Annotated in this window: 21 protein-coding genes, 1 tRNA gene and 1 pseudogene; 8 read left to right on the top strand and 15 right to left on the bottom strand. The window is 61.8% G+C overall.

Features of this window, described 5'->3' with window-relative positions:
- Positions 1-116 precede the first annotated feature (116 nt).
- The gene (locus tag ACZRN6_RS29995; RefSeq protein ID WP_464009538.1) at positions 117-2,642 is read left to right on the top strand and encodes a PepSY domain-containing protein; all 2,526 of its coding nucleotides are present in this window, start codon (positions 117-119) and stop codon (positions 2,640-2,642) included.
- Between the two features lie 133 nt (positions 2,643-2,775).
- On the opposite strand, the gene ACZRN6_RS30000 is transcribed toward ACZRN6_RS29995, so the two are convergent.
- The 4 genes from ACZRN6_RS30000 to ptsP all read right to left on the bottom strand — a co-directional run bounded on the left by ACZRN6_RS30000 (position 2,776) and on the right by ptsP (position 10,028).
- Positions 2,776-4,317, bottom strand: a complete 1,542-nt coding sequence (locus ACZRN6_RS30000; protein WP_464009539.1) for an alkaline phosphatase D family protein — start codon at positions 4,315-4,317, stop codon at positions 2,776-2,778.
- Positions 4,318-4,503: 186 nt separating this feature from the next.
- Positions 4,504-6,216, bottom strand: coding sequence for a PTS fructose-like transporter subunit IIB (locus ACZRN6_RS30005; RefSeq protein ID WP_322147551.1), 1,713 nt, complete (start codon positions 6,214-6,216; stop codon positions 4,504-4,506).
- 11 nt (positions 6,217-6,227) lie between these two features.
- Positions 6,228-7,169 carry a 1-phosphofructokinase gene (gene pfkB / locus ACZRN6_RS30010; protein WP_322147552.1) on the bottom strand — a complete coding sequence of 314 codons (942 nt, stop codon included), beginning with the start codon at positions 7,167-7,169 and terminating at the stop codon, positions 6,228-6,230.
- Complete coding sequence (ptsP, locus tag ACZRN6_RS30015; protein WP_322147554.1) at positions 7,170-10,028, bottom strand: phosphoenolpyruvate--protein phosphotransferase; 2,859 nt, start codon at positions 10,026-10,028, stop codon at positions 7,170-7,172.
- Positions 10,029-10,321: 293 nt separating this feature from the next.
- Between ptsP and cra the strand changes: the two genes are divergently transcribed.
- Both cra and ACZRN6_RS30025 read left to right on the top strand, forming a co-directional pair.
- Complete coding sequence (gene cra / locus ACZRN6_RS30020; protein WP_464009540.1) at positions 10,322-11,317, top strand: catabolite repressor/activator; 996 nt, start codon at positions 10,322-10,324, stop codon at positions 11,315-11,317.
- A 5-nt stretch (positions 11,318-11,322) separates the two neighbouring features.
- Positions 11,323-12,099, top strand: a complete 777-nt coding sequence (locus tag ACZRN6_RS30025; protein ID WP_322147557.1) for a TatD family hydrolase — start codon at positions 11,323-11,325, stop codon at positions 12,097-12,099.
- A 7-nt stretch (positions 12,100-12,106) separates the two neighbouring features.
- Here the strand turns inward: ACZRN6_RS30025 and ACZRN6_RS30030 are convergent, their stop codons facing one another.
- The 6 genes and pseudogenes from ACZRN6_RS30030 to ACZRN6_RS30055 all read right to left on the bottom strand — a co-directional run bounded on the left by ACZRN6_RS30030 (position 12,107) and on the right by ACZRN6_RS30055 (position 18,398).
- Positions 12,107-12,475 (bottom strand): hypothetical protein, encoded by a 369-nt coding sequence (locus tag ACZRN6_RS30030; protein WP_416152093.1) that lies wholly within the window; start codon positions 12,473-12,475, stop codon positions 12,107-12,109.
- A gap of 120 nt (positions 12,476-12,595) precedes the next feature.
- Positions 12,596-13,525, bottom strand: a complete 930-nt coding sequence (locus tag ACZRN6_RS30035; RefSeq protein ID WP_464009559.1) for a methyl-accepting chemotaxis protein — start codon at positions 13,523-13,525, stop codon at positions 12,596-12,598.
- Positions 13,502-14,593: pseudogene (locus ACZRN6_RS30040) on the bottom strand (methyl-accepting chemotaxis protein); the annotation flags it as partial. The pseudogene ACZRN6_RS30040 and the gene ACZRN6_RS30035, both read right to left, overlap by 24 nt.
- Positions 14,594-14,780: 187 nt before the next feature.
- On the bottom strand, positions 14,781-15,617 hold the full coding sequence (ampE, locus tag ACZRN6_RS30045) for a regulatory signaling modulator protein AmpE (protein WP_464009541.1): 837 nt from the start codon (positions 15,615-15,617) through the stop codon (positions 14,781-14,783).
- Positions 15,614-16,177 carry a 1,6-anhydro-N-acetylmuramyl-L-alanine amidase AmpD gene (gene ampD / locus ACZRN6_RS30050; protein ID WP_322147562.1) on the bottom strand — a complete coding sequence of 188 codons (564 nt, stop codon included), beginning with the start codon at positions 16,175-16,177 and terminating at the stop codon, positions 15,614-15,616. Before ampD ends, ampE begins: the two co-directional genes overlap by 4 nt.
- 61 nt (positions 16,178-16,238) lie before the next feature.
- Complete coding sequence (locus tag ACZRN6_RS30055; RefSeq protein WP_464009542.1) at positions 16,239-18,398, bottom strand: DUF1631 domain-containing protein; 2,160 nt, start codon at positions 18,396-18,398, stop codon at positions 16,239-16,241.
- A gap of 281 nt (positions 18,399-18,679) precedes the next feature.
- Between ACZRN6_RS30055 and nadC the strand changes: the two genes are divergently transcribed.
- On the top strand, positions 18,680-19,528 hold the full coding sequence (nadC, locus tag ACZRN6_RS30060) for a carboxylating nicotinate-nucleotide diphosphorylase (protein WP_322147564.1): 849 nt from the start codon (positions 18,680-18,682) through the stop codon (positions 19,526-19,528).
- A 134-nt stretch (positions 19,529-19,662) separates the two neighbouring features.
- On the opposite strand, the gene ACZRN6_RS30065 is transcribed toward nadC, so the two are convergent.
- The 4 genes from ACZRN6_RS30065 to ACZRN6_RS30080 form a co-directional block, all read right to left on the bottom strand.
- Positions 19,663-19,968 carry a DUF6388 family protein gene (locus tag ACZRN6_RS30065; RefSeq protein WP_177084328.1) on the bottom strand — a complete coding sequence of 102 codons (306 nt, stop codon included), beginning with the start codon at positions 19,966-19,968 and terminating at the stop codon, positions 19,663-19,665.
- A gap of 138 nt (positions 19,969-20,106) precedes the next feature.
- Positions 20,107-20,179 (bottom strand) — tRNA-Thr (locus ACZRN6_RS30070).
- Between the two features lie 39 nt (positions 20,180-20,218).
- Positions 20,219-21,628, bottom strand: coding sequence for an O-antigen ligase family protein (locus ACZRN6_RS30075; RefSeq protein WP_464009543.1), 1,410 nt, complete (start codon positions 21,626-21,628; stop codon positions 20,219-20,221).
- An 86-nt stretch (positions 21,629-21,714) separates the two neighbouring features.
- On the bottom strand, positions 21,715-22,128 hold the full coding sequence (locus ACZRN6_RS30080; RefSeq protein WP_322148755.1) for a pilin: 414 nt from the start codon (positions 22,126-22,128) through the stop codon (positions 21,715-21,717).
- Between the two features lie 197 nt (positions 22,129-22,325).
- On the opposite strand from ACZRN6_RS30080, the gene ACZRN6_RS30085 reads away from it, so the two are divergent.
- Genes ACZRN6_RS30085 through yacG form a run of 4 tightly spaced genes read left to right on the top strand, consistent with a single transcriptional unit; the run spans position 22,326 to position 25,226 of the window.
- Complete coding sequence (locus tag ACZRN6_RS30085; RefSeq protein ID WP_464009544.1) at positions 22,326-23,534, top strand: type II secretion system F family protein; 1,209 nt, start codon at positions 22,326-22,328, stop codon at positions 23,532-23,534.
- Complete coding sequence (locus ACZRN6_RS30090; RefSeq protein WP_464009545.1) at positions 23,531-24,409, top strand: prepilin peptidase; 879 nt, start codon at positions 23,531-23,533, stop codon at positions 24,407-24,409. The genes ACZRN6_RS30085 and ACZRN6_RS30090 overlap by 4 nt, the downstream gene beginning before the upstream one ends.
- Positions 24,406-25,029, top strand: a complete 624-nt coding sequence (coaE, locus tag ACZRN6_RS30095) for a dephospho-CoA kinase (protein ID WP_322147569.1) — start codon at positions 24,406-24,408, stop codon at positions 25,027-25,029. The genes ACZRN6_RS30090 and coaE overlap by 4 nt, the downstream gene beginning before the upstream one ends.
- The gene (yacG, locus tag ACZRN6_RS30100) at positions 25,026-25,226 is read left to right on the top strand and encodes a DNA gyrase inhibitor YacG (RefSeq protein ID WP_464009546.1); all 201 of its coding nucleotides are present in this window, start codon (positions 25,026-25,028) and stop codon (positions 25,224-25,226) included. Before coaE ends, yacG begins: the two co-directional genes overlap by 4 nt.
- On the opposite strand, the gene ACZRN6_RS30105 is transcribed toward yacG, so the two are convergent.
- Positions 25,223-25,438: a hypothetical protein gene (locus tag ACZRN6_RS30105; protein ID WP_003215917.1), complete on the bottom strand. Its 216-nt coding sequence runs from the start codon at positions 25,436-25,438 to the stop codon at positions 25,223-25,225. The two genes, yacG and ACZRN6_RS30105, sit on opposite strands and share 4 nt — an antisense overlap.
- Between the last annotated feature and the right edge of the window lie 40 nt (positions 25,439-25,478).

The following is a 25,478-nucleotide window of genomic DNA, read 5'->3' on the forward strand; positions in this document are numbered from 1 at the left end:
CAAAACCCCACGCATCGGATGCGTGGGGTTTTTGCGTGTAAAAAAGAATCTTTCTCGACAACTCGCGGCATAATGCGCGCCGTGAAATACCTAACCTGATGACGAGGCCGCACGACGTGTTGAAGAAAACCCTGTTCCAGTTGCATTGGTTCTTCGGCATTACCGCCGGGCTGGTGTTGGCCTTGATGGGGATCACCGGCGCGACGGTGTCGTTCCAGGATGAAATCATCGAGGCACTGAACCCAACGGTGTTGACGGTAGAAAAGCGCCCGGCCGGTGTCCTGCCGCCCGCTGAACTGGTGCGCCTGTTGGAAGCCCGGGAAGGCAAAGTCGTGTCGATGCTCACGGTGCAACCCGACAGCACCGACGCCGCCAAGGTCTGGTTCACCCCGCCGCCCGGTGAACGTCGCGGCCAGATGCGTTACTTCGACCCCTACACCGGCGATTACCTGGGCGACGCCGTCGGCCAGGACGTCTTCGGCTTCGTGCTGCAACTGCACCGCTTCCTGGCCATCGGTGACACCGGCCGGCAAATCACCGGCGCCTGCACCTTGATCCTGGTGTTCTTCTGCCTCTCGGGCCTGTACCTGCGCTGGCCGCGCCAGGTGGCAAGCTGGCGCGCGTGGTTGGCCGTGGACTGGCGCAAAAAAGGCCGCAGTTTCAACTGGGACCTGCACTCGGTGTTCGGCACCTGGTGCCTGCTGTTCTATCTATTGTCGGCGCTGACCGGGCTGTTCTGGTCCTACGAATGGTACAGCGACGGCATGACCAAACTGCTGTCCGACGCCCCGCAAAACGAACGCGTGCGCAAGCGCGGCCCGGCGCCGGAAGGTCCTGTGCCGGTGGCCAACTACGACGCGATCTGGAGCAGCATCTACAGCAACGCCGGGCCCGGTTTGAGCGGCTACAACATCCGTATGCCGGCGGTCGCCGGGCAACCCGCGACTGTCTACTACTTGCTGAAAACATCGCCGCATAACCGCGCGCTGAATCAGATCAACCTCGACCCGGCCACCGGCGAGGTCAAGTCCCACGACACCTACGCCGGCAAGAGCTTCAAGGCGCAGATCCTGACCAGCATCTACGCGTTGCACACCGGCAGCTACTTCGGCCTGGCGGGCCGGGTCATCCTGACCTTCAGCGCGTTGCTTATGCCGCTGTTCTTTATCACCGGCTGGCTGCTGTACCTGGACCGTCGGCGTAAAAAACGCCAGGTACGCGACGCGCGCAAAGGCCTGGCCGACAACCCCGACGACGCGTCGGCCTGGCTGATCGGTTTTGCCAGCCAAAGCGGCTTTGCCGAGCAACTGGCCTGGCAGACCGCCGGGCAATTGCAGGCCGCCGGCCTGCCGGTAAACGTGCGGTCGCTAGCCAGCGTCAGCCAAGAGGATTTGCGCCAATCAAGCCATGCGCTGTTCGTGGTCAGCACCTTCGGCGATGGCGAAGCGCCGGACAGCGCCCGGGGTTTCGAGCGCAGCGTGCTCGGCCAGGACCTGTCCCTCAAGGGCCTGAACTACTCGGTGTTGGCCCTGGGTGATCGCCAGTACCAACATTTCTGCGGCTTCGCCCGGCGTTTGCATTTCTGGCTGACCCACCAGGGCGGCAACCCGCTGTTCGCCCCGGTGGAAGTCGACAGCGGCGACACCGACGCCTTGCTGCACTGGCAACAGCAACTGGGCCAACTGACCGGCCATGCACCCGCTGCCGCATGGGCCAGCGCAGCCTATGAAAACTGGACCCTGAAGCAACGCGCCCTGCTCAACCCGGACAGCAGTGGCTCCGGCGTCTATTTGCTCGGGCTCACCCCGCCTGCGCCCACGGATTGGCTGGCCGGCGACCTGGTGGAAGTGCTGCCGCGCCATTGCCCGTGGGCCATCGAACATTTCCTTGAAGGCCTGGGACTGGCTGGCAGCGAAGCCGTCGTCATCGATGGCCTGGCGCACACCCTCGATCAAGCCTTGGCCAGTCGCCAACTGCCGGACAATCGCGCGCACCTGGTGGGCCTGCATGCCCAGGCTTTGGTCAATGCGCTGGTGCCGTTGAGCATGCGCGAATACTCCATCGCCTCGATTGCCAGCGATGGTGTGCTGGAGCTGATCGTGCGCCAGGAACGTCACCCGGATGGCAGCGTAGGCGTAGGTTCCGGCTGGCTGACCGAGCATGCCCCGTTGGGTTCGACCGTCAGCCTGCGCCTGCGGCGCAACAGTGGTTTCCATCTGCCGAGCGAACCGGTGCCGATGATTCTGCTGGGCAACGGCACTGGTCTTGCCGGGTTGCGCAGCTTGCTCAAGGCGCGCATCGCCGACGGCCAACAGCGTAACTGGCTGCTGTTCGGTGAGCGCAATATCGCCCACGACTATCACTGCCAGGACGAGCTGCATGGCTGGTTGGCCAGCGGTGATCTTGCGCTGTTGGACCTGGCGTTTTCGCGGGACCAGGCCGAGAAAATCTACGTTCAGGATCGCCTGCGCGAGTCAGCTGATGTGCTGCGTAAGTGGGTGGCGGATGGGGCGGCGATTTATGTCTGCGGCAGTTTGCAGGGGATGGCGACGGGCGTGGATCAGGTGCTGCACGATGTGTTGGGCAGCGCGGCGGTCGAGCGGTTGATTGAGCAGGGCCGCTATCGCCGGGACGTTTACTGATGCCCCCAGGCTATAAAAAACAACTGTAGGAGCCGGCTTGCCGGCGATAGCGGTGGATCAGTTGATAAATCATTGACTGATACCGCGCTATCGCCGGCAAGCCAGCTCCTACAGGTTTTGATCACCGCCTGAGTCAACTGGGCTGCAGTTTTTGTTCGAACACTGAAACCCCGTCCAGGTCCCGCAAAATCACGGTCAACTCCGCCGTCTGCCCGTCAATCTGTACCTCGCCAAAAAACTGGAACCCGGCAAACGGTGAGCTGTTCTGCACCGTCGGTGCCTTTTCGAACACCACCTGGGGACCAAAGGTCTTATCCAGCGGGTTAGGCCCGAAACTCCCGGCATTCAGCGGCCCGGCAACAAACTCCCAGAACGGCTCAAAATCCTGGAACGCCGCCCGGTCCGGATGATAGTGATGGGCCGCGCAGTAATGCACATCCGCTGTCAGCCACACGTGATTACGCACCTGCTGTGCCCGCAGAAACGCGAGCAATTCGGCGATTTCCAACTCGCGTCCCTGGGCCGGGCCCGGGTCTCCGTTGGCGATCGCTTCCCAGCGCGGCACGCCGGGGCTGACTTCACCGTCGGGCACGCCGAGGCCAATGGGCATGTCGGCGGCGATGACTTTCCACTGCGCCGGGGAAGCCTTCAGTTCGCGCTTGAGCCAGTCCAGTTGCTCACGCCCAAGAAACGGTTTTTCGCCGCCAAGGTTGTCATCGTTCGGCCCGCGATAACTGCGCATGTCCAGCACAAACACATCCAGCAGCGGGCCGTAGTTAAGCTTGCGGTAGATGCGCCCGCCCTGGTCGGCGCTTTGCCGGCGCATCGGCGAGTACTCCAGCCAGGCCTGGCGCGCACGGCCTACCAGGGTGTTGATGTCGCGGGTCGTGTAGCGCTCATCCAGTTGCTTGCTCGGCGACCAGTTGTTGATCACCTCGTGGTCGTCCCACTGCCAGATCTGCGGCACTTCGGCGTTGAAGCGGCGCACGTTTTCGTCCATCAGGTTGTAGCGGTAGTTGCCGCGATATTCATTCAGGGTTTCGGCGACTTTGCTTTTGGCTTCGGTGGTGACATTGCGCCAGATGCGCCCGTCTTCGGTGGGCAATTGCGCGGGCACCGGGCCGTCGGCGTAGATGGTGTCGCCGCTGTGGATAAAGAAGTCCGGCAGGCGCAGGCGCATCGCTTCGTAGATGCGCATGCCGCCGATGTCGGGGTTGATGCCAAAGCCCTGGCCGACGGTGTCGCCGCTCCACACGAAGCGAATATCGCGACGTTGTTGCGGCGCGCTGCGCAGGTGGCCGAACCAGGGTTCGCTGGCCACGCCGGTCTGGGCGTCTTCGAAGTGCACACGATAGAAAATCGCCTGGTCGGCAGGCAGGCCGGTGAGTTCTACACGGGCGGTGAAGTCGGTGCGGCTGTCGGCCAGGGGCGAGACGAATTTGCGCGGGTTGCTGAACACGCTGCGGGTGTCCCACTCCACCACCATCCGCGCCGGGCGATCGCTGCGGCTCCAGATCATCGCGCGGTCGCCCAGCAGGTCGCCGGACTGCACGCCGTCGGTGAGTTGCGGGCGGTCTTTAACCGAGGCGATCACCGCCGGCGCGAGGCCCGGCAGCAACAGGCCGGCGCCGACGGCTTGCATCACGCGGCGGCGGCCGAGGTTGAAATGGCTCATGCAGATTCCCTCTTGAGCAGCAAAAGGGAAACTTAAACACGCCGGGATGAACGGGTTATGACACCGGCCTTATCGCTCACGGAGGTCAAATGTGGGAGCTGGCTTGCCTGCGATAGCCTCAACTCGGTTGCGCTGATACACCGAGGTGCCTGCATCGCAGGCAAGCCAGCTCCTACATGAACCGCGTCAGGCCTGGGCGGGTGCGACAGAGAGTTCCACCGCCTCCGGCCGCTTGAGGAATGCATACACCACAGCGGTCAACAAACTCCCCGCCACAATCGCAAACAGATACAACAGCGCATGGTTGATCGCATTCGGGATCAGCATCACAAACAACCCGCCATGGGGCGCCATCAGTTTGCAGCCGAAATACATCGACAGCGCGCCGGTCAACGCGCCGCCGGCGATGCTTGCCGGGATCACCCGCAGCGGGTCCTTGGCGGCAAACGGAATCGCGCCTTCGGAGATAAAGCACATACCGAGGATAAGCGCCGCCTTGCCGGCTTCGCGCTCGGTCTGGGCGAACTTGCGCCGCGCCAGGAAAGTGGCGATGCCCATGCCAATCGGCGGCACCATCCCGGCGGCCATGGTCGCGGCCATCGGTGCGCCACTTTGCGCCGCCAGCAGGCCGACGGAAAACGCGTAGGCCGCCTTGTTGATCGGCCCGCCCAAGTCGACGCACATCATGCCGCCCAGCAAGATGCCCAGCAGCACGGCGTTGGTGGTGCCCATGGTGCTGAGGAAATCCGTGAGGCCGGTGAGCATCTTCGCCACCGGCGGCCCCACCAGGTAAATCATCGCAAGGCCGGTGAACAGGCTCGCCAGCAACGGGATGATCAGGATCGGCTTGAGGGCTTCCAGGCTCTGTGGCAAACGGATCGCGCGGCTGATGAACTTGACGCAGTAGCCCGCCAGGAAACCGGCGAAGATCCCGCCGATAAAACCCGCGCCCAGGGTACTGGCCAGCAGGCCGCCGATCATGCCGGGAGCCAGGCCCGGGCGGTCGGCAATCGAGTAGGCAATGTAGCCGGCCAACAGCGGCACCATCAGCATAAAGGCCTGGTCGCCGACAGTTTTCAGCGCGGCGGCCAGGGTGCCTTTTTCTTCAAAGGCATGAATGCCGAACACGAACGACAGGGCGATCAGCAGGCCGCCCGCCACCACCATCGGCAGCATGAACGACACGCCGGTAAGCAGGTGTTTGTAGACACCGGTTTTTTCCGACTTGGCAGCGGCACCGCTGGCGGCGGATTCCTGCTTGCCTTCGGCCAGGGCTTTATTGAGGGTCGCCTCCGATTGCTTGAGCGCGATGCCGGTGCCACAACGGTAGATCTTCTTGCCGGCGAACCGCTCGGTGGCGACTTCGATATCTGCCGCCAGCAGCACCACGTCGGCGTCACGAATCGCCTCCGGGCTCAACGGCGTGCGAGCGCCCACCGAACCCTGGGTTTCCACCTGCAGGTCATACCCCAGGCGCTTGGCGGTTTGCTGCAACGCTTCGGCGGCCATGAAGGTATGAGCAACACCGGTGGGGCATGCGGTGATCGCAACGATGCGCGGCGTGCTTTTCGCCGGCCCGGTATCAGCCAATTGCACCTGCGCCTCTTCGGTGCCGCGACGCAACACCGCGTCAACATCCTGCAACGCCTGGGCCGGTGTGCTGCGGAACACGCGCTTGCCGACAAACCGCTGCATGTCCACCGGGGTGCTGCTGACCAGCAACACCCACTCGGCGGCTTCAAGGGTGGCCGCCGACAACTGGCGCTCCGGGTGTTGCACATCGACCACTTCGACGCTGGTGCTCCAGCCCTGGCGCTGCGCGGCGGCATCCAGCAAACGGGCGCACAGTACGCTGGTGACCATGCCATTCGGGCAGGCAGTAACAATGGCTAACTTCATGACCAACCCTCTTATTGTTCTGTCAGCGGGCGCACGTGGACGCCGCTCTGCAAAGACTCAAGCTGTGCGTTGTCGGTGATGCCAAAGCCGATCTGCGTAACCGCCATCGCGGCAATCGCGGTGGCTCGGCGCAAGGTGGTTTCGGGCACATCGAAAGTCAGCAAACCGTGGAGCATCCCGGCCAATAGCGAATCCCCGGCACCCACGGTGCTGGCGACGCTGACCTTGGGCGGCGTGGCGTGCAGCGCAGTGCCGGGGCTGAACCAGTTGACGCCATCGGCGCCGTGGGAAATCACCACGTGTTCGACGCCCTGGTGGTGCAAACGGGCCGCCGCTTGTGCCTGCTGGGCGACAGAGTCTGTCGGGCAGTCCAAGGCATCAGCCAGCTCTTCGGTGTTGGGCTTGATCAGCCACGGGCCGGCGTTCAGCCCGGCGCGCAAGGCTTCGCCGCTGGTGTCGAGGGCGACTTTCAAGCCGAGGTTTTTCAGTTGCTGCAGCAATCCCTGGAACCACTGCGGGGTGATGCCACGTGGCAGGCTGCCGGCCACGACCACGGCGTCATATCCCGGAGCAATCCTTGCCAGTTGCTCAAGCAAGGCTTGTTGCGCCTGCTCGCTGACCACCGGGCCCGGTGCGTTGACGTCCGTCACCCGCCCGCCCTGCTCGGCGATCTTGATATTGCTGCGGGTTTCTCCCGGCACGCGAATAAACGCATCGGTAAAACCACGACGGGCAATCAGCATCTCGAATGCCTGGGGATTGTCCTCGCCAAGAAAGCCGCCCACGGTCACCTGATGGCCAAGGTCTGCCAGCACCTGGGCAACGTTCACGCCCTTGCCGGCAGCATGGGTGATCATCGCTTCGCTGCGGTTGACCTCACCCGGTTCCAGGCGCGCCAGACGCACCGTGAGGTCCAACGCCGGGTTCAGCGTCAGGCTTAAAATCCTTGCCATTTACACGGCCTCCACAAGTGCACGCACTTCGGCGGGAGAACCCACCGCCAGGGCTTTTTGGGCCAGGCCTTGAGCCTCGGCCAGACTGAATTCACGCACCCGCGCCTTGACCTCGGGGATGCTGCGCGCCGACACGCTCAACTCATCCACACCCAGGCCGATCAGCACCGGAACGGCCAACGGGTCGGCCGCCAACTCGCCACACACGCCGACCCATTTGCCATGGGCATGGGCCGCGCGCACGGTGATGTCGATCAGTTGCAACACCGCGGGGTGCAGGCCGTCAGCCTGGGCCGACAGCGTCGGGTGGCCACGGTCGATGGCCAGGGTGTATTGGGTCAGGTCGTTGGTACCGACGCTGAAGAAGTCGACTTCCTTGGCCAGCACCGGCGCCAGCAAGGCGGCCGATGGCACTTCGATCATGATCCCCAGTTGCAGGTCGGCCACCGGGATTTCCAGGCGCAGGCGCTCGGTCATGTCCCGGGCCTGGCGCCACTCGTCCACGCTGCCGACCATGGGGAACATGATGCGCAGCGGGCGGTTGTCTGCCGAGCGCAGCAGTGCGCGCAATTGCGCTTCCATGATCTGCGGGCGTTGCAGGGTCAGGCGAATACCGCGCACGCCGAGGAAGGGGTTTTCTTCCTTGGCGATCGGCCAGTAAGGCAGCGGTTTGTCGCCGCCCACATCAAGGGTACGCACCACCAGTGGCCGACCGCCGAGGCCGTCAAGCACGCGGCGGTATTCGGCTTCCTGGGTGGCCTCATCGGGCGCCTGTTTATGGGCCATGAAAATCAATTCGGTGCGCAGCAGGCCGATGCCTTCGGCGCCCTGCTCTACTGCGCTGGCAACACCGGCGCTCTCGCCGATATTGGCGAACACTTCGACGCCATGGCCATCGCGGGTCAGGGCCGGTTGATGGCGTTGCGCGGCAGCGGCTTGCAGGCGTTGTTCGCGAGTGTCGCGCTCGACGGTGGCGCGCTGCAAGGTCGCGGCGTCGGCATTTACGTGCAGGCGGCCGCGCTGGCCATCGAGCAATAACGGCGTGCCCGAAGCCAGCAGCAACACCGCTGGGCCTGCGCCCACCAGGGCGGGAATGCCCAGGGCGCGGGCGACGATGGCGCTGTGGGCGGTGGCGCCACCACGGGCGGTAAGGATGCCGGCGACGCGCACCGGGTCCAGGCGCGCAACGTCCGAAGGGCCGACTTCGTCCATCACCAGGATGTAGGGTTCGTCGGGCTCCTGGGCGGTTTCGACGCCGCACAGTTGGGCCAGCACGCGGCGGCCGATGTCACGCAGGTCGGCGGCGCGTTCGGCAAGCAAAGCGTCCTGCAGCGATTCCTGCTGTTTGGCGGCGGCTTCGATCACGCTCATCCAGGCCGCTTGCGCGCTTTCGCCTTGCTTGAGGCGCGTTTCTACTTCGTCGGTCAGTTCCGGGTCGTCGAGCATCTCCTGGTGGGTGATGAAGATCTCGCGGATGGCCTTGGACTTGCTGCGCTCGATCAGGCCCTGAATATCCTGGCGCACGTCGGTCAATGCCGTGTGCAGGCGCTGGCGCTCAATCACCGGCGATTCGCCGCGCAGCGGGTAGTCGAAAGGTTGCAGCACCTGGATATGCGCCGGGCCAATCGCGATGCCGGGGGCGGCGGCGATGGCCTGGATCAGGCTGCCGGATGCCGGTGCGCTGAACACCGGCTCGATATCGACCACCGGCTGTTGGGTGCTTACCGCCGGCAACGGCTCGATTTCTTCGCCAAGGCCTGCCTCCACCGCCGCCAACATGGCGGGCAAGGCGTCACCGGCAATGCCAGGTTCAGCGACAAACTCCAGCACCTGGCCACGACGCGCACCCAGGCCCAGCAATTTGCTCAGGCTTTTTGCCGATACCGCGCTGACGTCGCCGTCCACGATACGCACCCGTATTTCACCGTCAAAACTTTTGGCCAGTTGCGCGAGGATCTTCGCCGGGCGGGCGTGCAGGCCGTGGGCGTTGGCCAGGGCGATGCGTACGCTGGGCCAATCGGCCGGCAGTTCACCGCCGAGTACTTCCAGTACCGCACGGCTGCTGGTGGCGCGGCCAAGTTCCTGGCCGCGACCTTCGATCAGCAAGGCACACAGGCGCTCAAGCAAGGTTTGGTGCGCCTCGCCGAGGCTGGCCAGGCAGAACAGGCCGCTCAATGGCTGGCCCAGGTAACGCATCGGTTTGTCCGGCGTGACAAAGGCCAGGCCGGGACGCTTCACCGTCTGCTCGCTGTGCAGCCACCACAGGCCGTCGCCCAGGGGCAGCGCATCGACTTGTTGCAGCACCGCAGCAAAGCCATTGCTTACGCAATCGGCCTGGCGCAGCAGGCGGGCGCCGCGCCACACCAACTCTTCGAAATCGTCAGCGGACACGCCCAGGCCGATCATCTGTGCGTCCAGCGCCAGCTCCTGCGGCGCGCCTTGCAGCAGTTTCAACAAGGCATCGGCGGAGCTGGCGCGGCGCAGGGCCTGGCCCAGGTCGGTTTCGCCGAGGGCGCGGGTCAGCAGTTGCAACAGGCGAAGGTGTTCGTCGGATTTGGCGGCAATACCAATCGCCAGGTAGACGATCTGGCCATCGCCCCAATCCACCCCTTCGGGGAATTGCAGCAGGCGCACGCCGGTGGCAAACACCTGGTCGCGGGTTTCGGGCGTGCCGTGGGGAATTGCTATGCCCTGGCCGAGAAAGGTCGAGCCTTGGGCTTCACGCGCTTGCAAGCCACTGAGGTAACCCTCGGCGACCAGGCCATCGGCCACCAGTTTTTCAGCCAGCAGTTGCAAGGCAGCAGACTTATCCACCGCCGTCTGGCCCATGGATATCTGCTCGTGGGTGAGCTCAAGCATGCCGTTCTCCTAGTTAGTGCGGCAGGCGCACTAGGTATTATTTTGAATAAATCAATGCAAAGGCGTTCGAAAAAATTGACTGAGTGGTCAGTTGGCAGGACCACGTTCGTCGCGATAATCGTAAAAATACGCTTGCTGAAACGTTTAATCTAGAATTTATGGCAGATTACGCGTTAATTAAGCATGATTGAAGCGCCACTCGGCTGTTGAGTTGCGACGCTGGTCGCCTGCAGTAATCGGTTACGATTGGACAAAGTGTCGGGGCAAGCTCTAAAAAACAAGGAAATCCCGGTTTGAAACTCAGTGATATTGCGCGCATTGCCGGTGTGTCTGTGACCACCGCCAGCTACGTCATCAATGGCAAGGCCGAACAGCAACGGATCAGTAGCGCAACCGTCGAACGGGTGCGCGCCGTGGTTGAAGAACATGGCTTTACACCAAACCCTCAGGCCGCCGGGCTGCGCAGCCGGCATACCCGTACCCTGGGTTTTATCCTGCCGGACCTGGAAAACCCCAGTTACGCCCGCATCGCCAAGCTGCTGGAACAAGGTGCACGGGCCCGTGGCTATCAACTGCTGATCGCCAGCTCCGACGACGACGCCAACAGCGAGCGGCAATTGCTGCAACTGTTCCGCGCCCGCCGTTGCGATGCACTGTTTGTTGCCAGTTGCCTGCCGGCCAGCGACGACAGCTACCGCGAACTGCAAGCCAAGGGCCTGCCGGTGATTGCCATCGACCGGGTGATGGAGTCTACGCAGTTTTGCTCGGTGGTCAGTGATGATCGCCAGGCCTGCCAGCAATTAACCAGCAGCCTGTTGCAACCGCTGCCCAAGCAGATCGTGTTGATCGGCGCACGGCCCGAGTTGAGCATCAGCCAGGAACGTACTGCGGGTTTCAGGGAAGCGCTGAAAGAGTTCAACGGCGAAGTGCTGATCGAACAGGGCGAGTCGTTCAGCCGCGACTGTGGCCGACAACTGATGGAGCAGTTGCTGCAAAGCCTGGGGCATTTGCCTGACGCGCTGGTGACGACGTCCTACGTCCTGCTGCAAGGGGTGTTTGATGCGCTGCATGACTTCCCGCTCAAATCCCGCCCGCTGCGCCTGGGGACTTTTGGTGACACGCAGTTGCTGGATTTCCTGCCGCTGCCGGTGAATGCCATGGCCCAACAGCATCAATTGATCGCCGACACCGCGCTGCGTTTGGCGCTGGCGGCGATTGAAGACCAGCATTACGCGCCCGGCGTGCATGCCATCGGCCGCACGTTCAAGCAGCGGATTCATTCGGAGTAAGCGGTGTGGAGCTGATCGACAGCCACACCCATCTGGATTTTCCGGACTTCGATGCCGACCGCGCAGAAGTCCTGGACCGCAGCCGCCATTTGGGCGTGCGCAGGATGGTGCTGCTGGGCGTCTATCAGCAAAATTGGCAACGGCTGTGGGACCTGGTGCAAAAGGACGCAGGTTTATTCGCGGCCTTCGGCTTGCACCCGGTGTACCTCGATGAGCACCGCCCCGCCGACCTCACGGAACTGGCTGACTGGCTGACCCGCCTGAACGGCCACCGGCAACTGTGTGCAGTGGGCGAAATCGGCCTGGATTACTTCCTCGAACAGCTGGACCGCGAGCGCCAGCAAAGCCTGTTTGAAGCCCAACTGAAACTGGCGGTGGATTTCCAGCTGCCAGCGCTGCTGCATGTGCGACGCAGCCATGCCGCCGTGATCGCCACCCTCAAGCGTATCCGCCTGCCACGGGGCGGCATCATTCACGCGTTCGCCGGCAGCCAGGAAGAAGCCCGCGAGTACATCAAGCTTGGGTTCAAACTGGGCCTGGGCGGCGCGGCCACGTGGCCGCAAGCCTTGCGCATGCACAAGGTAATTGCCCGGCTGCCGCTGGAATCCGTGGTCCTGGAAACCGATTCGCCAGACATGGCACCGGTGATGTTCCCCGGCCAGCGCAACAGCCCCGAACACCTGCCAGACATCTGTGCAGCCCTGGCCGAGCGCATGGGTATCAGCCCTTCAGCGTTGGCCGAGGCGAGCACTCGCAATACCTGCGAGCTGTTCAACTGGTAGTTTTTACCTAACGCAATGTCAGCGTCATCCGCTGCCGGTGGCGGGCGTAGCGCAAGGTCGCGAAGTAAATCAGTACCGCCATCAGCGAAACATTGAGCTGCCCAGCCACACTGATCAGCCCTATCCACTCCGCTACCAACGCCACCAGCAACGCCGCGCTGGTGAGCAAGATCATGCTCGGTCGCAGCAAGCCCAGATTGTCCAGGGACTTGAACTGCTTTAACTGTTTGGCACAAGTCGGCCGCACGCCCTTATGGCAATACGGGCAATCGAACGGTACGCCAATGGAAATAGCGTTGAGCTGCCAAGGCTTGAGCTCAAATGAAATGGCGCAATGGGCACAATGGCCTCGTACGCCAACAATTGCAGCGGTCATGACAGAACCTGCGCGAAAATGGATGAAACAAATTCTCACCCATTTTGGCATCAGAAAAAGATCAGCGCCAAAAACAGGACACACACTACGTACCGCGCGAAATAATCCTACAACCCAAACTCACACACGAAAGGCTCCGATCAACTGCTTCAGCTCGACCACTTGCAACGACAACTGCCGGCTGGCTTCCTCGGTCTGGTGCGCACCCTGCGCCGCGTGCTCACCGGCCCGGTTGATTTCCACGATGTTCTGGTCGATGTCATGGGCCACGGCGGTCTGCTGCTCGACGGCGGCGGCAATCTGCTGGTTCTGGTCGACGATCATGCCTACGGCGCCAAGAATATTTTCCAGGGCCTGCTGGACCTTTTCCGACTGCCCCACCGTACCATTAGCCATCTCGTGGCTGGTGCCCATGGCCTTCACCGCCGCGCCGACACCGCTGTGAAGCTTGGCGATCATCTGCTCGATTTCCTCGGTGGAGTGTTGGGTACGCCGGGCCAGGGTGCGAACCTCATCCGCCACCACGGCGAAACCGCGTCCTTGCTCACCGGCTCGCGCAGCCTCGATGGCGGCGTTCAGCGCCAGCAGATTGGTTTGTTCGGCGATGCTCTTGATCACTTCCAGCACGCGGCTGATGGATTGGCTGTCGATGGCCAACTGGTTGATCACCCGCACCGACTGATCGATCTCCAAGGCCAATGCCGCGATGCTGCCTTGCTGGGACTGCACCAGGCCACGACCGCTGACGGTTTCATCGTTGACACTGTGGGCACTGCTGACCGCCGCCGCCGCACTGCGCGCCACTTCCTGGGCGGTGGATGACATCTGGTTCATGGCGGTCGCCACTTGCTCGATCTGGCTGCGCTGGCCGGATACGGCCTGGTTGCTGCTGGCCGAGACCGACTCCACTTGCCCGGCCTGGCGTTCGACCTGGTTGACCGTGTGCCCTACCCGCTCGATCAGGTCATGGATTTTTGCCACGGTACCGTTGAACACCTGGCCCAAATCCCCCAACTCATCGCGGCTGTGCGCGACGAAGGTGACGGTCATGTCGCCCGCAGCCACCTTGTCCATCATTGCCCCGAGGCGGCGCAAGGTGGTGCGGGTGGAGGCGTAGAAACCGGCGTACAGATAGAAGATCAGCAAAAACACCGACACCAGGGCCGCCACCAGTCCGATCATGTGCGTGCGGTTCTCCGACAGGCGCTGCTCCAACTGCTGTTCGAGAAAGGTCAGGGTGGCTTCGTTGAGCTGGTAGGTCCTGGCCATCAATGTGCTGACTTCGTCGTAGAAAACTTGCCACGGGGCGTCGAGGGTTTGGGCCATTACCACCTGCTCTTCGAACAACTCACTGCCTTGCTTGAGGCTGGCCTTACTCGCGTCGGCAAGGCTCGCCAGCGCTGCGTGGGCAGGTTTACTGGAGCCGAGGGCGTCTTGCAGTTTCAGGCCATATTCGGCCTGGAGCTTTTCCAGTTGCTGCAGCAACTCATCAAAGCGGGTGCTGGAAGAGGAATTGAGGAAGCCCTGGCCCAACGAATACGCGCCCATTGCACGGCCTTCGCCCAAGGTCTGGGTGACTTGCGGGGTGACGCTGGTGATCAGTTCGCTGAGTTGGCGCAGGTCGCCTTGGGGGTCGCGGCTCAAGCCTGATTGGCTGGCGATGATCTGGCTGAGGATGTGTGCCTTGTTCAACAGTTTTCCGATCAGTGCGCTTTTGCTCAACAGCGAGGTTTCCTGCTGTTGGGCCTTGAAGGCAGCGATCATCTCGTCGCGCTTGGCTTCGAATGCGGCGGTTTGTTCGGGGTCGGTGGTGAGGGCCTGAAAGCTCTGCAGGCGCTGTAGCAGGCTTTGTTCGAGGGCGGTGATCTGGCTTTCGATATCACCGGCCTTGCCGGATTGGCCAAGGGTGGCGTTGATCTGCACCTGGTTGTTGAGGGTTTCCAGGTCGCGGCGCAGGGCCAGGCTTGCGCCCAGCAGGTCGAGGCTTTGCAGCTCGATGCGGGTGCCCTGGAATTCGCGCCAGGAGTCGCGCACCAGGTAGTAGTTGGTGGCCAGCATGGGCAGCAGGAACAGCACGCTGATGAGGCTGAACTTCATGCCGAAGGTCAGGCGGTTCATGAACGCGACGGCGGGATAGAGCAAGCGCTTCACAGGTGAACTCCCTTTTCTTTTATTTTTATTGAGGGCGCAGGGCGGCGGCAGATAGCCACTATTTGGCGCTCTGTCTGTATAGCTCAATTCGAAAAGGAGGTTTGTAACTTAAGGTTAACGGCAGGCGCGAGTTGCTCGCGCCTGCCGGTGCAGATCAGGGCAGCACGGTCCAGATAGCGAAGCCGGCATACCACAGCACGGCGGCGCGCAGTAGCAATTCCCAGATTCGATCCAGGCTGTTGATACCCTCGGCGCCCACCACCGGGGGCGGGATTTCAGCAGCCACCAGGCCAACCTTGTCCACCAACTGCGCCGCGCTGATATCCCAGCTCAACAGTTCGTGAAGCATCACACGGCCGACCGCCACAAAGTTGCCCACCAAGGCAAAACTGGCCGCCAGCAAGCGCACCGGCAACCAGTCGAAGGCATGGCGCAACTGCCCGGCACGCTCGGCCACCAGCGGGTTCTTGCTGTTCTCGGTCGCCAGCGCCAGCAGGCGGTAGGCCAGGGCAGCCACTGGTCCGAGGAGGAAGTACCAGAAAATCACCGCAAAGAAACTTTGGTAGGCCTGCCACAGCAGATGGCCCTGGACCCGCTCCAGCAACTGTTCACCACTGTCGGCGCTGAGGCCCAGGTCGCGTTCGGCCACATGCTCGGCGGCTTGCAGGTCACCCCGGCGCCAGGCATCACGAAACGGTCCCAGTCCGGCCAATAGATCGCCACGGCCCAGGCTGTAGATCACCACCAGTAAATGCACCGGCAGCGCCAACAGGCCATAAGCCACTGGCTCCAGCACCAGCAGCAACAGCGCAAGCAAGGCCACCGGCAGCAGCACCAGCAGTGCGAGGATCAGCCACGGCTGCTTGTCCATACTGGCGCTCGATTCCAGCTTGGCCAGCTCCCGCAACCAACCGCCATCACGTTGTATACGGTGGCGCAGGGCCGAGAACTTCTCGATCCATACTGCCAACACCAACACCAGGAAACTCATCGTGCGTGTCCTCCATCCTGCAAGGCGCTGCGAAAGCGCGCCCAATCAAAAGCGGGTCCGGGATCGGTCTTGCGTCCCGGGGCGATATCACTATGGCCACAAATGCGCTGGCGAGTAATGCCCGTGTACGCCGCCAGCAACTGGCGCGTCAGGGCGATCAGGGATTGATACTGGGCATCGGTGAAAGGCAAGTCGTCGGTACCTTCCAGCTCGATCCCCAGGGAAAAGTCGTTGCACGTCTCACGGCCCTCAAAGCTCGATACCCCGGCATGCCACGCCCGGTCCTGGCAGGAGACAAACTGCGTCACCGCGCCGTCACGCTCAATCAGAAAATGCGCAGAGACCCGTAGGTCGGCGATACCTTCAAAGTAGGGGTGTTCCGTGACATCCAGGCGATTCTGGAAAAACTCATGCACCTTGCCGGTGGCGAATTGCGCCGGTGGCAGGCTGATGTTATGCACCACCAACAGGGATATCTCGCCACCGGGGCGCTCGTTGAAGTTGGGCGAGGGGCAATGGCGAATGCCTTGGCACCAACCGCTGGCGGGGTCCAACTGCATACAGGTTCCTTGAACGAGGCTGGGGTGGCTCAGTATGCCGCGTTCCGCTGTCTGGTTGCGATCACTTGGCGCGATGAAGTTGGCGCAGGTTGCCAATCACCGAGGCCAGGGCACGGTCGAACAACAGCGCGTCATCGAGGGTTCGCACCGCGCCACGCTTGAACTGCAGCGCCAGTTCAACCGGGCTTTTTTCCAGGACCTTGAGGCCGGTTCGATTGACAAAAATACAGGTATTGCCCGGCGCCACAATCGCTGTCAGCTTGCAGCGCAGGGTATTTTCGGTGTCTTCCTGGAACTCGACCCAGCAACCGATCCGCAGTTGGCGGACCTTGAGCAGGTCGGCGTCATCTTCCGGCAGGCTCACCGAAATGGCCGGTGCGGTGTGGCTGAGGACGAAAGCTTCGCAGACCTCGACCCGGGACAGCGAAGCCGGTCCATCAGCGTTGCCCCGCAAAGACAGGACATGCAGGGTTTGCAGTTGGCTGAAAAATTCCCGAGTGAGGAATGGGTCAAACGCGGCACCGCTCAACCCGTCGCGCAGGGCCTTGAGCAGGTCGGGCAACTGCTCCAGCAGGTGCCGGCCTGCCTCGGTGTCTTCGCTCAGGCCGACACTCCAGATCAATTCGTCCATGGTGCGCAACCCTGCCGCCCATTGCAGCGAGCGCTCGCCATGCTTGAGGCAAGCCAGCAACAGCACCTGGCTCCAGGCCTGTTGCAGGAACTGCACCACGACCTCGGGCAGCACTTTGCCCAGCAGCCGCGAATTGAGCGCCTCGGCCACCCGCTGACGGGCAATTTCAGTGCGGGCACGGCCTTCTTCCGCATCACGGGTGCGCTGTTCCAGCAATTCGCTGCGACGCCGTTCGTCATGGGTAAACGCGGTAAATTCCGTCAGCAACTGGGAAAAAATCGCCGGGTCATCGACGAAGTCATTCAGCAATCGCTGCACCACCTGCTCGATGTGCAGGTACAGGCTGTCACGCTGATAATCGTCGCGCCGGCCCCAGCCCATGGACGCCGCGGCGATTTCATTGAGCAGGCGTCGCGCCGGGTGGTTGCCGCGGCTGAAAAAGCTCTTGTCCAGCACCGCCACTTTCAGCATCGGGATCTGCAAGCCCGCGATCAATGCCTTGAGCGACTCTGGCACCGTGCTGTCATCGAGGATGAATTCAAAGAGCATGGCAATCAGGTTGATCACATCCTCGTCTGCATCCTCCACCACCCGCGACTTGCCGCTCTTGACGCTGACCCGGGTCAGCAGTTGTTCCAGCTGGCTGCGCAGGTCAAAATCATCTTCGACCTCGGGTGCAGGCACGTATTGCTGCAAATGAGAGAGCAGGCGCAGCAGGTCGCGGGTGGAGATGGGTTGGGTCTCGGCACTGGCCTCAAGGGTTGGCGCAACACTGCCGCGCACCGCAGACAGCAATTCCTGCAGGGCCGCGAAAACTTCCTGGCCACTGTCATCCGCGGGATGGCCGGCGATGGGCGGGATGTCTTCGGGCAAATCGGCAGCAGCGACAGCACGACGGGAAGGAACGGCCTTGAGTTCGGGCAACACACCGGTGGCAATCAGCAATTGATTGGCTTCGCCGTATAACAGGTCGGCGTCACTGAGGACGTATTTCTCAAACAGCTTCAGAACGATCAGCTTGACTCGTATTTCCACGCCCAGGCTACGCCCCGCCTGCAGAAAGAACGCGCACAGCATCGCCGGCCCCAAAGGGTTGTCGCGATCATCCAGGCGCTTGTCGAGCAACGCGTTCAGGCGGGCCGTCAACTGCCCGAGGGCCAGGCCATCACGGCGCAGCACCTTGCCCAGCATGGCTTCAAGGGCGACGGCTTTTTCGAGCTCGTCACTGGAGGCACCGGGCACCGCCGCGTAGGACACCACCGGAATCAGTTGCAGCTCACCGTGCTCCACGTTGCCAAGATTGGCAAACGCCTCAAAGAGTTGTTCCATGAAGCCGCGCTCGAAATTCTTGCGCTTGAGGCGCAAGTCGCGCATGGCTTCAAAGAAAATACCGTGGTCGACGTTGCTGCGGGACTTGTCGGCCATTTCGAACAGGGTGTCGTCGGCGTTATCAAACAACTCCTGCAGTCCTTGCCTGAGTTGCTGCGCCGCCTTGTCACGGACCTGAAGCAACACCACCGGCAGGCGGGCGAGCGGCGATGGCATCGCCCGTGCCGTATTGATCGGCACCACCTTCCCGTCATTGTGCATCCTGGCCTCCTGAAACGGCGGTATTCGATTGTGTGAAAGATCGGTGCAGCAACAGGGAAACGTACCCCAGGGCACTGCTAAATCGGGCTATCACTGCGACGTCAAAGCTATGACGCCAATTGCAAGGCGCGAGATTATCTTGCAAACGGGGGTTGTTGCGCCAGCAAACTCTGAGATTGCTGTGTAAATGAGCGCCGCGAGCCGTGCCGGTGGCACCGGTTGCCTTGGGTTCAAGCCCGACCTGCCCCTATAATCGAGGCACTTTGTTTGTGGAGCCTGTTATGCCCAATCTTCGTCTAGCCGACCTGACCGCCGAAATCGAAGCCAATGTGCGTCGCGCACTACTGGAAGACATCGGCAGCGGTGACATCACCGCGCAGTTGATCCCGGCCGAGCGCCTGGCCAAGGCTACGATCATCACTCGGGATGCCGCCGTGATCAGCGGTACGGCCTGGGTGGAGGCGGTGTTTCGCCAGTTGGACCCACGTGTCGCGGTGCATTGGCAGGTGCGCGACGGCGAACGTGTCAGCCCGAACCAGGCATTGTTTCATCTCGAAGGTCCGGCCCGTTCGCTGCTCAGTGGCGAGCGCTGCGCGCTGAATTTTCTGCAACTGCTGTCAGGCGTAGCCACCCGTGCGCAATATTTGGCGGACTTTGTGGCGGCCACCCAGGTCAAGCTGCTGGATACCCGCAAGACCCTGCCCGGCCTGCGGCTGGCGCAAAAATATGCCGTGACCTGCGGCGGCTGCCACAACCATCGCATCGGCCTGTATGACGCGTTTCTGATCAAGGAAAACCATATCGCGGCCTGCGGCGGCATTGCCCAGGCCATCAGTGCTGCCCACAAGATAGCCCCGGGCAAGCCGGTGGAAATCGAAGTGGAAAGCCTGGATGAACTGCGCGAAGCACTGGCGGCGGGCGCCGACATCATCATGCTGGATGAGTTGAGCCTGGATGACATGCGCGAAGCGGTGCGCCTGAACGGCGGCAAAGCCAAGCTGGAAGCCAGTGGCGGGATCAACGAAAGCACCTTGCTGCCCATCGCTGAAACCGGCGTGGACTACATCTCCATTGGGGCGATGACCAAGGATGTGAAGGCGGTGGATTTGTCGATGCGGCTTAGTCTCTGAAACACCCTTGAATGTAAGCGCCTGCTTTTGTGGCGAGGGAGCTTGCTCCCGCTGGAGTGCGCAGCGCTCCCAAGGTTTTTGGGGTCGCTTCGCAACCCAGCGGGAGCAAGCTCCCTCGCCACATTAAACTTGTGTCAGATCGCGAGATTATTCATCCCGCAATACTCGTTCCAGTCCACACCCAGCACCTCGGCGGCCTCCTTGTGCAAAGCCAAGCGCGCCGCTTCGAACGCTTCGGGGGTGGAGGTGTACTTGAGGGTCAGTTCCCATGGCTGCAGGCCCTGGGCCTCGGCCTCATCCTCAAATGACCATTGGATCTGGTCCCTTTGATCATCGGCGCTCAGGTCCTTGATCTCATCCAGCAGTTCCGGCGACTCCGCGACGTACTTTTTGAGGGCTGCTTCGTGCCGCGCTTCCTGGGTCATTTCTTGTGTGGTCATTTGTCGTTCTCTTAGATCGAGGAATGGGGATGCATCTGGGTCATCAAGGTCGCGCAGATACAAAAGAACAGGCATGAATACCGGTTCGTCTGGCCTTCAGAACCATTCTGGGATCATCTGAAAACTGTGTTGCCTTTGTGCCCGAGACAGGAATCGAACCTGCGACCTTCGCGTTACGAGTGCGCTGCTCTACCGACTGAGCTACACGGGCGGTGGGCTAAAGCTAGCACTGCCTTGGGCGTCCGGCAACTCACTGCTTTGGGAGGGCAATCACACCCTGCGCCCAGAACCGCGGCTGCAGGTGATCGTTGCCGGAGTCCATATAGTGCTGGATACGTTCCGTGAGGCCCGGTACATCACGAACCGCGACGAACACCAACAAGGCGACGGCCACGACACTCGCCATCATCCGCACTGTGTACAACGCTGGCACCGGACTGCTCGATGGCGTTCGCCACACATGCAACGCCATCAGCCACCCGACCACCAGCGCCAACCAGAGTTGCGAAACCGGCATTACGATCACGCCATCCACCATGGCCTGGGTCATTGCGCCGACCAGCGAGGCAAACAGGCACAGGCGCAGCACGTCCACGGGCGCCAACGACACTGCACGCTCACGCAGCACACCCACGGTTGCCCAACCCGCCCGCGTAGCCAGCGCGATCACACACAACGTCGACGGCACGCCCCACTCGCTGGCCCACTGCAGAATCGCCTGGTGAGGGTGAGCGGCAATGTGGTTGGGGATGTCGGCGAAATGCATCGGCCCGAAGCCCAGCCAAGGCCGCTCGACAATCATGCCCCAGGCCTGCCACCAGATAGGGCCGCGCGCCGACAGGTTGGTCGTCAGGCGGTCTGCCGCACCGTTGGAGATACTAATGCCCAAGTTCCCTGCCAGCACGGTGAACACCAACCAATACAGCAGCAACCCGCAGGCCAGCGCTGCCAACTGCCAACCCAGCCAGCGCCGACCTGTAGCCCCCATGAACACCAGAGCCAAACCGGTGACGCCCATGCCCAGCCAGGTGCCGCGAGTGCCGCCACTGATTGCGATCAGCCACCAGACACACAGCAGCGCAAACAGCAATGCCCGCGCGGTTCGCGAGACATTTGCAAGCAGGAGGGGAAGCGCCAGCAGCGGCAGGGTGAAGGTTTGGAACTGACCATAGAAGCGCTTGTTGGAGAACCCGGACAGCAACAAGTCGGTATTCAATACCGGGTTGCCGCTGGTCAGCGCGAGGATGCCGGCGTACAGGTATTGAACACTTTTAATCAGGCACAACAGCACTACGAACAGGATCAACACGCGATCCAGGGGCTCACCACCCTCGCGCCTGACTCGGCTGAAAGTAACGGCAATGGCGGCGCAACTGATAGCCAGCGCCAACTCGGCCAAGGCCCAGAGTGGCTGATGCGCCAACACGGCAGAAACCAGGCCTGCCCCGCCGATCAGCGCCACACCGAGCGCGGTCGGCCGGTCGACACATTGGCCTGCCTGAGGCAGGCACAGCCCATATACCACTGCACACACCGCCACCGATATCTGCACCACGCGCTGCCAGTCGTGGCTACTGAATGGCGCACAGATAGCCAGCGTCAACAAACACATAGCCACGATGAGGAAGGTGCTCCCCCGCTGCTGAACGGACAACGTCATCGGCAACCTCTACTTCCTTGTGACGGGTATGGCGCCATTGATGCAGACGCTCTCCACTGTTGCATAGACAGTAGACGACCCTAGGCTCAAGCGCCGCCGGAGGCACAACCTTTGGCGGCGTATTGGTCTTCTGCGGTGGTGCTGCATTTCCAGCCGGTCGTGGCCCCACGGGTCAAGGTGATGATCTTGCCAAGGACGGGCGCGGGCGCATCAAGAATCTCGCAGGCAATCGTGCCCGCGCCCGTGGCGACATCACCGGTCACGTCAATCTTGCAGTTGGCCGTCGGGCTGGTTCCGCCAATCAACGCCAGGGTCGGCGGCGTACCCTGGTTAAGCGTGTCTTCAAAGCCGGCCTTCAACGCGGAAACTTCAGCCAGCCCGGCGGTGAACTTGGCCTTGGCCTGGTGCTTGGTGTACATGGGCAGGCCGATGGTGGCCAAAATGCCGATGATCGCCACGACGATCAGCAATTCGATCAAGGTAAAACCTTTTTGACGCATCACATTCACTCTCCAGAATAAAACCTGTCGCAAGGCGCATCCTGCACCCCGTCTCGGTAACCGCGCCAGTGTACTCATCCCCACGCAGCCAATCCTGTACAAGACGCACAAACTGACATTTTTTCGTTCAAGCTCCCCCGGCCTGAAGCCGTCGCCTGACTACGCTATAAATCTTCGACTGTGTGCGGAACTACGAAATGAATGAGGTTTCAGCGATCTATGCCTGGGAAGGCGTCAACCGCAAAGGGCGCAAAGTATCGGGAGAAACCAGCGGTCACAATCGCGCCCTGATCAAGGCACTGTTGCGCCAGCAAGGGATCAGCCCCGGGCGCGTAAGGAAAAAACTCACCGGTTGGCCGAGCTTCGCCCAACCAGTCAAACCGGCGCAAATCGCCCTTTTTACCCGCCAACTGGCGACGTTATCAAAGGCCGGCATCGCGCTTTTACAGGCGCTCGATATCATCGCCGAAGGCTTCGACAACCGGCCTATGCGTGCGCTGGTACAAGGCGTTAAACAGGAAATCACCGCCGGCAGCAGCCTGTCCGGCGCGCTGCAGAAACAGCCACGCTATTTCGATGAGCTGTACTGCAACCTGATTGCTGCGGGAGAACAGGCAGGTGCACTTGAAGCGTTACTGGAACGGGTCGCCACGCACCTCGAAAAAAGCGAACAGCTCAAAGCCCGAATCAGGAAAGCCATGACCTATCCCCTGACGGTGCTGGCAGTCGCCACCGTCGTCAGCGCGATCTTGCTGATTCACGTGGTGCCGCAGTTCCAGGGCCTGTTTGCCGGTGTCGATGCGCAGTTGCCGGGCTTTACCCTGGGGGTCATCAGCCTGTCGGGGTTCATGCAGCAAAATTGGTGGGTACTGGTGCTGGCCGCAGGGGCCGGTTTTGCAGGACTGCGCAAAGCCTATCGCTCATCCACAGGCTTTCGCCACTGGCTCGATGCCAGTTTGTTGAAAACCCCGGTGGCAGGCACACTGCTGAAAAAGTCGGCGGTCGCCCGCTATGCCCGTACGCTTTCGACCACCTTTGCGGCGGGCGTACCGTTGGTGCAAGCATTGGACTCAGTAGCAGGCGCCACCGGCAACGGGCTGTTCAAACAGGCAATCAATCGTATGCGGCATGACGTATCCACCGGAATCCAACTGAATGAATCCATGGCCGTGAGCGGTCTGTTTCCCGGTATGGCGGTCCAGATGACCGCTATCGGCGAGGAATCGGGCACCCTCGACAACATGCTGGAAAAAGTCGCCAGCCACTACGAGGCGGACGTCGATAACCTGGTAGACAACCTCACCAGCCTGATGGAGCCTCTGATCATGGTGGTACTTGGGGGCATCGTCGGGGCATTGGTGCTCGCCATGTACCTGCCGATTTTCCAGCTTGGTACAGCCTTTTGAGCACGCCCTTGATTGAACTCTTTGTTCATCAGCCCTGGGGGTTTGTATCCGTCTCGCTGGTATTGGGCCTGATTGTCGGCAGCTTTCTCAATGTACTGGCATGGCGCCTGCCGAAGATGCTGGAGCGCGAATGGCGAGCCCAGGCCCACGAAGTGCTTGGCCTTCCGGCCGAGCCCGTGGCCGCAGCCTATAACCTGATACGGCCCAACTCCTGCTGCCCGCACTGCAACCATCCGATTCGCACCTGGGAGAACATCCCGCTGTTCAGCTACTGGCTGCTCAACGGCCGCTGCTCCAGTTGCCACCAACCGATCGGCGTGCGCTATCCCGCCACTGAGCTGGCATGCGGGCTGATCTCGGCGTATGTCGCCTGGCACTTCGGCTTCGGCTGGGCAGCCGGCGCAGCGATGCTGTTGAGCTGGGGCTTGCTGGCGATGAGCCTGATCGATATCGATCACCAACTGCTGCCGGACGCGCTGGTGCTGCCGTTACTGTGGCTGGGGCTGATCCTCAACAGTTTTGGCGTTTTTGTGTCATTGCCCGATGCGTTATGGGGCACGGTGGCCGGCTATATGAGCCTGTGGTCGGTGTTCTGGCTGTTCAAACTGATCACCGGCAAGGACGGCATGGGTTACGGTGATTTCAAGCTACTGGCAATGCTTGGCGCCTGGGGTGGCTGGCAGATCCTGCCGATGACGCTGCTGCTGTCGTCCCTGGTGGGCGTGATGGGTGGCCTGATTCTATTGCGCCTGCGCAAAGCCCAAGCCTCCACTCCAATGCCATTTGGTCCGTATCTGGCAATTGCCGGCTGGATTGCATTGCTCTGGGGTGGTCAAATAACCGACTTCTATTTGCAGTCTGTCGGTTTCAGATGACCACTCCTGTTGCAACACCCTGGATTCTTGGCCTCACTGGCGGCATCGGCAGTGGCAAAAGCGCGGCAGCCGAACACTTTGTGAAGCTTGGCGTGGACTTGATTGACGCCGACCACGCCGCCCGCTGGGTAGTCGAACCCGGGCGCCCTGCCCTGGCGCAGATCGCCGCGCATTTCGGTGCGGGCGTGCTGCAGCCTGACGGGCAACTGGACCGTGGCGCGTTGCGCAAGCTGATCTTCGAGGTACCCGACGAGCGTCTTTGGCTGGAAGCGTTGCTGCACCCACTGATCGCCGAGGAGATTCGTAGCCACCTGGCCCGCGCCCAGTCGCCTTATGCGATCCTGGTGTCACCGTTGCTGATCGAGTCCGGCCAGTACACCATGACCCAACGCGTGCTGGTGATCGACGTGCCGCAATCGTTGCAGATTCAGCGTACCCTGCAGCGCGACGGCATCAGCGAAGCGCAGGTGCAGGCGATTCTCAAGGCCCAGGCCACCCGTGAAGACCGCCTGCTCCATGCCGATGACGTGCTGGTCAATGACCAGGACCTGGCCCGGCTGCACGCCGAGGTCGAGCGACTGCACCACTTTTACCTTACTTTGCGTGGAGGCCGATCATGAGCCAACCCTTGAACGTCGAATGCCCAACCTGCGGCGCACCTGTGGAATGGAAAGCGGAAAACGTCAATCGTCCGTTCTGTTCTGACCGTTGCAAACTGATCGACCTGGGCGGCTGGGCGTCAGAAGAACACAAGATCCCGGTCAGCCCGGACGCCGAAGACGATCTGTTCTCCGACGACCTCTCGCCGCGCCACTAAGGGCGCATAAAGCCATAGTCCTGCTGGTCGTCGAGATTCTCTGCCAGGTATTGCAGCTCGTCGGCCAGGTCCTCAAAGCTGCGCACGCCTTTGCTCTGCTGCACCACCGCACTGAGCATGGCGCGCAGGGTCAACCCCGGGTCAAAGCCGATTTCCTGCGCTGCGTCCTGGCTTCTGCGTAACTCCTGCCGTGCCCATTCGTACACACTCATGATTCCGTGCTCCTGGAAATTTCGCAGAGCATGCGACCAC

The organism is Pseudomonas sp. A125, from assembly GCF_055409485.1.